Genomic DNA, 11,722 nt, shown 5'->3' on the forward strand with positions numbered 1-11,722 from the left:
CCTTTGTATTTTAAAGTTGTAGGGTACGTAGCCTTAAGGCGTTGCTGATAACAGAAACAGAGCTAAAACTCATCGCTGCAGCAGCAATCATCGGTGATAATAAAATCCCAAAGAAAGGGTATAACAGCCCGGCAGCGACAGGCACTCCCAGAGAATTATAGATAAAGGCAAAGAATAGATTCTGCCGAATATTTTGCATGGTTGACTGGCTCAAGCGATGCGCTTTTGAAATACCCAGCAAATCTCCTTTGACGAGAGTAACGCCAGCACTTTCCATCGCTATATCGGTCCCTGTCCCCATAGCAATACCAATATCAGCTTGAGCTAATGCCGGTGCATCATTGATTCCGTCACCTGCCATCGCAACAATGTGACCCTCTTGTTGTAGTTTTTTAACAACTTCCGCTTTTTGTTCTGGCAATACGTCAGCATAAACCTGGTCAATACCCAGATTTTGGGCGACTGCTTGTGCGGTTACCTGATTATCACCTGTTAACATCACGACTTTAATACCACTTTTATGCAATTGCTGTAATGCTTTAACGCTGTTTTTCTTGATAGGGTCAGCAACGCTAATTAAACCGGCGGCTTTATTATCAATGCTAATCAGCATAACCGTTTGCCCTTGCTGGCGTAAGGTATCGACGCGCCCTACTAATTGTTGGGTATCAACATTTAATTCTGCCATCAGGGTTGCATTGCCTAAGGCAATCTGATGGCTTTTAACACCCCCAGTCACACCTCGTCCGGTAAGTGAGTTAAAATCTTCAACCTGCATCAGCGTCAGACCTTTATCTTTCGCTCCTTTAACAATTGCGCTGGCAAGCGGATGTTCACTGACTTGCTCCAGGCTAGCAGCAAAACGTAAAATATCCTGCTCTACAAAATCATTAAGAGCATACACCGAGGTTAATTTTGGTTTACCTTCCGTCAATGTTCCTGTTTTATCAACCACCAGTGTGTCAACTTTTTCCATAATTTCCAGTGCTTCTGCATTTTTAATCAATATACCTGCACTTGCACCTCTTCCTGTGCCAACCATAATCGACATCGGCGTTGCTAAACCTAAAGCACAAGGACAAGCAATAATTAACACAGCAACTGCATTCACTATCGCATGTGCCAAACGCGGTTCTGGTCCCCATATCCACCAAACCAGCAGGGTTGCTATGGCGACTAATAATACAGCGGGGACAAAATAACCGGCAACGGTATCGACTACCTTCTGTATCGGTGCACGACTGCGCTGTGCTTCACTGACCATATGCACAATTTGAGCAAGCAGGGTTTCACTACCGACATGCTCTGCACGCATTAGCAAACTACCAGTACCATTAATTGTTGCTCCGATCAGAGGCAAATCAACAAATTTTTCAACAGGGATCGGCTCGCCCGTTACCATGGACTCATCCACAGCACTACTACCTTCAATGACTACGCCGTCAACCGGTACTTTTTCACCTGGGCGCACGCGTAAAATATCACCGGGCTTGACCTGTTCCAGAGGGATGTCTTCTTCACGGCCATCATCATAGTGTACCCGTGCCGTTTTAGGGGCCAACCCAAGTAATAACTTAATGGCATCACTAGTTTTGCTTCTTGCTCGCAATTCTAGAACCTGACCTAACAAAACTAAAGTAGTAATGACCGCAGCCGCTTCAAAATAAACAGCAACAGCCCCTCCCTCATCTTGCATAAGGGGTGGAAATAATTGTGGTAAAAAGGTTGCGATGACACTGTAGCCCCAGGCAACACCAATGCCTATGGATACCAGGGTAAACATATTCAGGCTACGGTGCATGATGGAAGCCCAGCCACGCTGGAAAAAAGGTAGTCCACACCAGAGTACTACCGGTGTTGCTAAAGCAAATTCAAACCATTGTATTTGTTGCAGGGTGATTGCATCTGGCATCAAATCAGGTGTCATGTCATGGATCATCGCAATGATGAATACAGGAAAAGATAGCAGTAAACTAACCCAGAAACGACGATTCATATTAATCAATTCAGTATTTTCAGCATCAACCTCAGTAACTCGAGGTTCTAATGCCATACCACACTTTGGGCAGGATCCTGGCTTATTACGTACCACTTCAGGGTGCATGGGACAACTGTATTCAGTTTGCATGGAAGCATTTAATGAATAGTTAGCCAGCTCTAATGCCATACCACATTTTGGACAACTCCCCGGATGATCTTGTTGTATTTCGGGATGCATAGGGCAACTAAAGAGTTGTGTACCCTCTGAGTTATCTGAAGAATGCGCATTTTTGTTTTGATGATGACAGTTGTGCGAGTTCATAAAGTTCTCCTTATTACTCCACTTAAGTACCGTGGCAAAATCACCTTCTGTTACAGTTATCTACTTTTATTATTGCATCTTACTCTGATTGATAGCGGTAAAGGGATAATAGTTTTATTTTGGCACCTTTAATATAGTACCAAAAATAGTTTACGCTTTTAGTAAGCCTTTTATCTGTCGCTGAGGGGCTTTTATCACGACTAATCATGCTCTTATCGTGGAAAATCTCCCTCCTACTCCAAGCACAAACCGAGAAACGAAAGATACTTTTATTGCTGAAAATCTATAAGCCACTGTCAAAATGAATTCTTAGCGCTGATATCCCTTTGTCGCTTTCACACTCTAAAGGAAGAATAAATAACTAAGGAATCACTACAAATTGCCCCATCATGCCTGCATCTTCGTGCTCTAAAATATGGCAATGATACATATAAGGTATATCTGCATCAGCAAAGTCTTCAAAGCGAGTGATGACTCGCACGGTTTCATTAGGCAAGACCAGTACAGTATCTTTCCAGCCAGCTTCACCCGCACTCGGTGCTTGTCCGTTACGATCCAGAATCTGAAACTGAATATCATGAATGTGAAAGGGATGCGCCATATTGGCTTCATTAGTGATAGCCCAGATTTCGGTATCGCCTAAACGCACAGTTTCATCAATGCGTAGCATATCCATGGATTTATCATTAATGGTAAACATCCCCTCCATATTACCAGTACCACCACTACCCATACCACGGTTACCCATATTACCCCCCATACCTTGCTTTAGTATAAAAGGGCGAGTCAATACCGCATCTTCTGCACGTAATGTCTCTATGGTCACGAGTTGATTGGGAATATCTAAGCCATTATTACCTGCCTCACCGACTCGAATACTCATAAGATCAAAAGTTTGCATATCCAATGGGTCACGCATATTTGCGGTCTCAATGGTCGTCGGTGTGATTTCAGCTGAATAACTCTGCAACCGTAGAAATTTACCGCTGTCTTGACGTAAATCAAGCAGAATCTCAGCACGCTCTCCAGGAGATAACCGTAAACGATTCATGGCAACAGGCGCTTGCAATAGGCCGCCGCCACTGGCAATTTGATAAAAACTACGATTATCGGCAAAGCCGAAGTTATAAATACGAGCATTAGAGCCATTTAACACACGCAGGCGTATCACTTGGGCGCGAGTTTCTAATGTTGGGGTTAATGCACCATTGATTAGCATATATTGACCACGCAAGCCCATTCTATCGATCATATTGGTGAGCGTACTATCCATATTGCCATCTGCTGCAATACGCCGGTCTTGTACAACCACCGGAATATCATCCACACCATAATTATGGGGTAAAGCTAACTGGTCGCTCTTTGCATCATCGACAATAAATAAACCAGCCAACCCTTTATAAACATGTTCTGCTGTTTTACCTTCTAAATGAGAGTGATACCAAAGTGTTGCCGCTAATTGTTTGATTTCAAAAAAGGGCTGCCAAGTGCTGCCAGGTTCTATCACTTGATGCGGGCCGCCATCCATTTTTGCAGGGATATGTAAACCATGCCAGTGAATAGTGGTTTCTTCACCAACTTGGTTATTTATTTTAAATAACGCACGCTCTCCTCTAGATAGCCGAATAGTAGGGCCTAAATAGTCGCCATTAATGCCAAAGGTATCTGTTTGTGTGTCGGGTAAAAAAGTTTTTTTACCTTTTTGTAAGGTTAAATCAAATACTTTTTGCCCCTGTTCGTTAACAACACCAGTGATTTGCGGTGGAATAGGTAAATTATTACCATTATTAATAAAATAGAAACTATCATTCACCAGCGGGCTTAACCACTTTTTACTGTTAAACACACTAGCACCGACTTCCGTTGCCAGTGCATAAACCTGGTAACGACCGCTAGGAATGTTGCGCGGTAATTTTGGTAAGAGCAAAACCGTTCCCGACTGTTTTTTTGAATGGCTTACATTACTGCTATACAAGGTCGCATCAGTAACAAACCTAGGTGTACTTGCAAACAAACTCCCCGCTGTTAGAAACAATAGTTGCTCATCAGGCAATTTTATTGCGACATAAATATCTGCATCAGGACTGTTTGTTGCCTGAATATCTAATTGTATATTCAAAGCTTCATTATATTTTTTTAAGTCATGCCCGCTGACATTCAGACTTAGCTCCCACTCAGCATGTACGCTGAGTGGGGTAAGATAAATGCTAAATAATCCTAACATTATGATTAGTATTCTCATTATTGCTCCTTAGCTATGTAATAAATTATTTAGTTATAGTGCTATACATCTGATAACCGTAGAATATTTCATTCAGCATTATAACTGGCATTCAGAACAATAAATTCTAATTAATCGACTTTTTGGTAACCCGCAATAAATAACCCCTTATTACGCAGTATTTTAGTTTACCTTTAAGGTACAGCAGTAGGTGCATAGAAGGCGACATAACTATTGCCGCAATGCAGAAAATGAGCAAATAGATCAGTCAGAAATGCACAACTTATTTGCTCCTCCATTCCTAACGCACTTAATAATGAATCATATTAGTGACTATGGCTACCGTGTCCACTGCTGCTCCTCTTCGAAGGACTCCCATTAGTACCGGTAGAAGCGCATGCAGAAAGTGTTAAGTACCCATGTAAAATTAATTTAACCTTTATGAAAAAGCCACTTTATGACTTCCGCCAATATTTTTAAGCACATTGAACAGCTCTCGCTCTAACGACTGATAAGATTCATAGGCTGAAAAAGGGAGCCATTCATACTTTATTTTACGCCAAATAATCTCAATGATATTTAACTCGGGTGAATAAGGAGGAATGGGGTATATAGTTAATCCAGCCTCTTTCCAGCGTTCAATGTTTTCCTTAAATTCATTGCTTGTATGAGTGGATGCATTATCAATAATCAGGACGGTTGGGATTTTAATTTTCTTAGCAAACTCATCAATACAAGCTACCACCACTGAGGTATTAACCGTTCCCTCAAAGACAAATGAATCAAACTCGCAGTCCCTGTTAACAAAGCCCAATACATTGAGTCGTTTACTTTTCGAGCTAGGAACTTCGATTGTTTGACCTGATAATTGCCAGGCATAAGGAACGCAGGGCTCCAGTGTAAACCCTGACTCATCAAAGTAACATAAATTGATTTCACTCTCCTTATGCTGTTGTATGAGTTCTTTTATTTTCCCTTGCGCGACCTCAAAGTCTTTTTGATTTCGCTTTGATCGCAATGATTTTCTAACCCGTTTCCAGACAAGCCCTGCTTGTTTGCAAATCAATTTTATCGTATCAAGACTGACTGTGATGCCTAATTCTGCCTCCAGATCAGCCAGCACTGATTTTAAAGAGCGAGGCGATTTTTGAACTTTTTTTACAATATTATTTTTTTGATTCTCCGTTAAAATACTGGGGCGGCCTCGCCCTGGCTTATCAATTAGCCCGCAGATTCCAAATTCTTCCCACTTAGAAAACCAGGTTGAAACGGTCTGACGGCAGACATTATAAGTGGCGCAAATCACGGGAACTGAAACTCTCCGATGACTCAACAAGATAGCATGAGATCGCCGCCTGCTTAAATAACGCGGGTGGTTTTTATGCATCTCATTTAATGTAGTAACTTCCTCTGCCGTGAGCTCTTCTATGTAAATCATCAAAAACCATGGGGATTAAAATAATGGGATTCTTATTATACACTTTTAGTTAAATTAATTTTTCATGAGTACTTATATTATTCAAGGGGATAAGTTATCCTTTACCTTAAGCCATCGCTTTAATCGTTTTAGCGGAAAATTTGAGCGTAAACTAAAGGCTACTTTTTATTATCAGGCCGAACTGTATGAGAACTTTTCAGTTCGAGATACAAAAGTGAGGCGGATGTTGTCAGGACAATATCCTGATGCAGGTGCGTCAGATAAAATAGTGACGTTATTAAAAGGCGATCATTACTTTCTTTGTGTCGGTTTGGGAGCTAGCTTTGGTGTGCAAAAAAATCATTATAAATCCGTGCTTACAGTGTTCGATTTTGATGGTTATTTACAAAACAATTATGCTTAAGTATTTTATGGAACTATGTATAATGAACTTGTCGAGTCAATGAGTCTTCATGCCTCGATAAATGTAAAAAAGTAAGAATAGTGAAGATTTTGTGTGAAAAAGAGAGTCTAAAAAATGCTTTTTAAGTGCACTTGTGAACCCCCTTTGCAGTCTATTGATAATAAAGGGTTATTAGCGGCGAGCAGTTAGAAAGTAGCCCTGTTTATGAAGGGATTAAGACATCTTCCCAAGATTCAAATGTTGTTTCTTCTTTAGTTAGAAAGTAGCCCTGTTTATGAAGGGATTAAGACCAATATATACCGTCCTAATCACTGTAGCCCCTGGTTAGAAAGTAGCCCTGTTTATGAAGGGATTAAGACGGCGTGAATGCGTGGCCTGTAAAGAGCGCTTTACGTTAGAAAGTAGCCCTGTTTATGAAGGGATTAAGACTCGAATCCATCGAGAGCCGGATTGGTTTAAATATGTTAGAAAGTAGCCCTGTTTATGAAGGGATTAAGACTACGCTCATACTCCCTAATCAAAATTACATCGTCGTTAGAAAGTAGCCCTGTTTATGAAGGGATTAAGACGACTGGCACTGGATGCCGCTTTTGCTTTGTTGAGGTTAGAAAGTAGCCCTGTTTATGAAGGGATTAAGACTTGATAAGTGAATTTAGCATGGTTTAATTCATCTGTTAGAAAGTAGCCCTGTTTATGAAGGGATTAAGACGTCATTAAACCAACCTGACCAGTCCTGGGGTTTCTGTTAGAAAGTAGCCCTGTTTATGAAGGGATTAAGACTTCTGTATGGGTATCCTCAGATACACTTATGTCGTTAGAAAGTAGCCCTGTTTATGAAGGGATTAAGACGAGGCCGCGATGTTATCAGGCGCGGGAGCCTTATGTTAGAAAGTAGCCCTGTTTATGAAGGGATTAAGACACGTTATCTTCAGTAACATCGTCTTCAGCTAAGGTTAGAAAGTAGCCCTGTTTATGAAGGGATTAAGACTTACCAGCAATGTCAGACTCAACAAGAGTATACGTTAGAAAGTAGCCCTGTTTATGAAGGGATTAAGACTTGCAACGCATGTAGCCTGGTGATGTTATTGTCCCGTTAGAAAGTAGCCCTGTTTATGAAGGGATTAAGACCAATGGAGAAATCCATTGAAGAGTTCACAGGGAGGTTAGAAAGTAGCCCTGTTTATGAAGGGATTAAGACGAACACTGGTTTACATGCATTACACCTACTCTTTTGTTAGAAAGTAGCCCTGTTTATGAAGGGATTAAGACTTCAAGCTCATTTCTAACGCTACGCTTGTCTCTGTTAGAAAGTAGCCCTGTTTATGAAGGGATTAAGACTTATTTTTCCCCGAATAGTTTGCAGTCGCGTTTGTTAGAAAGTAGCCCTGTTTATGAAGGGATTAAGACGCAAAATTGCCGCTGGATTCCCAAAATTGCACCGTTAGAAAGTAGCCCTGTTTATGAAGGGATTAAGACACTCCACTTTATGCCAGCCTGACTCGTAGGTTAAGTTAGAAAGTAGCCCTGTTTATGAAGGGATTAAGACAACTGTTTCGCTAGTACTTCATGTGAATTTTTCGTTAGAAAGTAGCCCTGTTTATGAAGGGATTAAGACACTAAGTATTTCAGCTTGTACCTCTATTCGTTCTGGTTAGAAAGTAGCCCTGTTTATGAAGGGATTAAGACAATATCCCCCGCTCTAGCTAAAGAGCTTGCCTTGTTAGAAAGTAGCCCTGTTTATGAAGGGATTAAAGTAGCAAGGAAGCTCATTGTTAACAAATTTGTCAGAAAGGACGTAACGACAAATAATTGCTTTAATAGTGCGGTATCATTATTCATAAAGCCGCTACTAGCGCTCTATTACGCAATCCATTAAAAGGAATTCATGTTATGTCTTTAAGCCCGACTACCGCTATTTGGCACCAGCACACTGAGGACGCTTTGCTTAAATCTATTACGCAAGGCGAATACCCTTATCTTGGTTTATACAGTTCTGATTTTTCTAGTAAATCTCGCGAATTTTTACATAAGCAGACAAAGCTAAAAAACAAACCTGTTGATGAGTTTATTCTGGGCTTACGCAAATGGCCGGCGATTTATGCCTGTTATTTAACGTTGCATGTGGCTGAAAGCTATGGTGATGAAACAGGTCGTGAGGTTTACCCCGCTATTAGTCAGGCTGTGTTTGCTAGTCGTCAAGAATTAACGACACATGATAGAAAGGCGCTTTGGCTTGCCTATCGGCGGGCTTGTTTAAGGCTAGGATTAGCGGTTTCTTCGCGTCAATCAGGTACTAATTATATGGTTAACGAGTATCTGCAGCAGAGTGGCGTGCCTGTTAATTATGTGGAAGATTTAGTTAAACGCATGATTCGTTACGCTAAGAAAATTGGTTTACCTTCCGATGATAATCCTCAAGCGATTCAACAATGGACACGTTCTTTTGCTGATAAATTAACCTCGTCGGTCTCTGTGACGGTGCGCAATGCGATTGAAAATGATGAGCATGGTTTTTATTTGCGCTTATTTTTAAAATTAATTGATAATCCTGAATTACATGCGCCTGAGTTAGAACTTGAAGTGATTATGGCGAAAACGATTGTCGAAATTGGGGCTAGTCAGTTAACTGGGGCGCGTCATTTATCTTTGCCGCGTTTATTGTGGCTAGATAATGGTTTAGCGATTGAATTACCAGCAGGTGAAGCCTCTACTTGGCAAGTACAGTTAGATGATGAGTCTATTACTCAAGCAGGGAAGTATGAGCTTCAACTGATGCCCTTGCAGACGATTTTGTATAAAACGATTACGCTGTCTGATAGCAATTCAAAAAATAAGTATAGTTTTAATTTATGGCCAGATCATAGAGATAATCGGCTGTTAGTTTTTTCTGCGAGTGGTGAATTCTTAACCCACGCTCAATTAAGTGCTGATAACGCTAGTTTGGCGTTGGAGCCTGGTCATTATCAATTAGTCAGCCGTTTTAAACCGACAGGCTTAGAGTCGGAAGTCGAGTGTTTATCGGAAGAGCCTAACTTGTATGGTTTTTCGCTTGCTCTTATTCCTGATCAACAGATTGTGTTACAGCGTGGGCCTGCCAGCTTAACGATACAGGCAGATGCTAAGCCGTATTTATGCCTGATGGGTGATAGCTATCATGATACTAAAGGGCATGAGGTGTATGCTTCGGCGGGCTTAAAAATCGGCGTGAGTATTCCTCAAGATTATCTGCAGCAAACGGACGCGGGTTATATTGTCCGGTTAGTGCCTGGGGAACTAGGTGAGGCAATAGAAGTCACTATAAATCCTGTCGATAGTCAGATTTTAGAATTAGATGTCGCAGTATGGGCGGCTCAATGGAAGTCGGGTGTTGCGCGTTTGTTAATTGAATTAAAGCGTACCAATATTGCTCGGCCTATTGCTCGGTCATCGGTATTGTTCTGGAATGGTTTAGTGTCCGTAGAAAATGCTAATCAATTTTATTGTGATCGCATGCCTGATAATTTGTTGTTAGAGGAATCTGATAATGCGGCTAAGTATGAGCAGTATGTTGCGTATGAAAATGTCAACATACGTCATTTTCGCTTATGTTTTCAACTAAGTGAGCATAAGAAAGTTAGCCTTTCTTGGTTTGTAGCTGGCGTATTTATGAGCTTGAAGGATTATTCTGAGCATCAGTCTAGTGAGCGTATTTTACAAAAAAATACCCCATTAACGGTTAATAGCGTTTCGCGTTCTTTGCTGGAGATTTTTTCATCTACGCCTGGAGTACTGCAATTAGGTGCTTTTAGTAAGCCTATTGGCCATAAAAATAAAACACTTCGGTTGCATATTTCGAGTTTATTGGAATATTTAACACCGGATCATCATACGCTGCAATTTACAGCAATAGGGTCGATAGTAGCTGAGCCTTTATTAAATTTAGTGACTTCCAATGAGTTATTGTCCTTTAAAGTGAGTCGAGCAGGAACTAATGGATGTCTGACGGTGGCGATGTCATTAAGTCATCTTGTTCATGTTTTTAGGTTGACGGCAGTCGATCAATTAACGGGTAAGCGCATAAGTATGGAGTTAGTGCCTGATGATGTCATCGGCTTACAAAATGCGGATGCGCTCGCTTATGTTTTGACGACGGCTAATGAATCTGGTGTGACGCATTATTTACTAGAATGTCTGGTGACTAATTGGGACGCTGGGGCATGGGTTATTGGGTTGGAGGTTAAGGTTAATAATCGCTGGGGGTTTTTATGTAATGCGCGGCAAGATCATTATGCCTTTGGTTTATCAATTAATGCGAGTGGTACAAGTCTTCTGCCTGTCGATATTGAAGCTTTATTAAGTTTATTGTCAGCTAGTGAGTTATTGCCCATTTTACGGCGTGTGCATCAGGCATTATTGATTTGTTATGCGCAAGCGTCATGGGATGAAATCACTTGGTTAAAGTCGCTGTGGGTTTATCTTGTCAGTCGTTTTAGTCAGCAAGAAGGTGAATTGCTTTTAGAGTCTTTACATTTGGCAGCTCAATATCCGCCTGATACGGCTTCATCAGGGTGGGTGCCAATTCTGTCATTAGGCGCAACGATTCCGTGGATATTTTCATGTCCTGCAAGTGCTTATAAGGGCTTCGACCATCGTAAAGAAAATTTGTTATTAGCGTTTAAGCTGTTTGCTAAGCTTAATGGTGGTGTCGCTGCGTTGTGTAGTCAGGGGATTATTGATGACATTATGGTGGTTTCCTTTGCTAATGTTCAAGCTGTTATGAGGGGTGCTGAGCCTAAAGGATTTAGTATGAAGCTTTATGCTGAAGCTTTGAACTCTGAGGATATATCAAGTAGAGAGGGCGTATTTTACCAAGAAGATTGGTTGCCTGGTTCGGGGGATTTTTTAGGGGCTTTGCATTATCAATGGGCAGTGAAGAAATTTAAGAATAATTATATAAGAACCAGTTTAGGTAATGATTTTAGGCGTACAACGGCTTTAGGTCTGATTAAAAATTGTACTCGCCATGCGACGGTAGGTCTGTGTACTGAGGCTGTGCCAGATAGTTTTAAACCATTTTCATTGGGTTTACTGGATAAATTAAGTATTGATGAGATGGATTTATTGGCTGATGAAGAGGCGCAGCTACGAGAAAATTACTTGGTTATGATTCAGTTTCTGGCTGCTTTTTCACTGGTTTGTCGTCAAGATGTTCGTAACCCTGGCGTGCTTAAGTTGTTTATTAATGAGTTGGCGGGGCAAGTATCCAATGGGCTTAATGAATTACACGGGGTATTAGGTTATTTGTTGTTTATTGGTGAGGATATTTTTGCATTTTATCTTCTTCTTTGGGAAATCGGCTTTCAAGCAGACAGGGATTAA

General features: G+C 41.1%; 5 protein-coding genes and 1 CRISPR repeat array. Of the genes, 2 read left to right on the top strand and 3 right to left on the bottom strand.

Annotated elements, in window-relative coordinates:
• Positions 1 to 10: 10 nt before the first annotated feature.
• The 3 genes from BQ7314_RS04230 to BQ7314_RS04240 all read right to left on the bottom strand — a co-directional run bounded on the left by BQ7314_RS04230 (position 11) and on the right by BQ7314_RS04240 (position 5,961).
• The gene (locus tag BQ7314_RS04230; RefSeq protein WP_174482466.1) at positions 11 to 2,302 is read right to left on the bottom strand and encodes a copper-transporting P-type ATPase; all 2,292 of its coding nucleotides are present in this window, start codon (positions 2,300 to 2,302) and stop codon (positions 11 to 13) included.
• 361 nt (positions 2,303 to 2,663) lie between these two features.
• Positions 2,664 to 4,544, bottom strand: a complete 1,881-nt coding sequence (locus BQ7314_RS04235; protein ID WP_174482467.1) for a multicopper oxidase family protein — start codon at positions 4,542 to 4,544, stop codon at positions 2,664 to 2,666.
• A gap of 418 nt (positions 4,545 to 4,962) precedes the next feature.
• Positions 4,963 to 5,961 (bottom strand): IS630 family transposase, encoded by a 999-nt coding sequence (locus BQ7314_RS04240; protein ID WP_174482468.1) that lies wholly within the window; start codon positions 5,959 to 5,961, stop codon positions 4,963 to 4,965.
• Positions 5,962 to 6,025: 64 nt separating this feature from the next.
• Here BQ7314_RS04240 and BQ7314_RS04245 point away from each other — a divergent pair, with 64 nt between their 5' ends.
• Together BQ7314_RS04245 and BQ7314_RS04250 are read left to right on the top strand one after the other, a co-directional pair.
• Entirely contained in the window at positions 6,026 to 6,364 is a 339-nt protein-coding gene (locus BQ7314_RS04245) for a hypothetical protein (RefSeq protein WP_174482469.1), read from the top strand.
• 184 nt (positions 6,365 to 6,548) lie between these two features.
• A CRISPR array of direct repeats spans positions 6,549 to 8,119; the repeat unit is 36 nt; unit sequence GTTAGAAAGTAGCCCTGTTTATGAAGGGATTAAGAC.
• Positions 8,120 to 8,254: 135 nt separating this feature from the next.
• Positions 8,255 to 11,722: a hypothetical protein gene (locus BQ7314_RS04250; RefSeq protein ID WP_174482470.1), complete on the top strand. Its 3,468-nt coding sequence runs from the start codon at positions 8,255 to 8,257 to the stop codon at positions 11,720 to 11,722.

Source organism: methanotrophic endosymbiont of Bathymodiolus puteoserpentis (Logatchev) (assembly GCF_900128525.1).
Taxonomy (GTDB): Bacteria; Pseudomonadota; Gammaproteobacteria; order Methylococcales; family Methylomonadaceae; genus Methyloprofundus.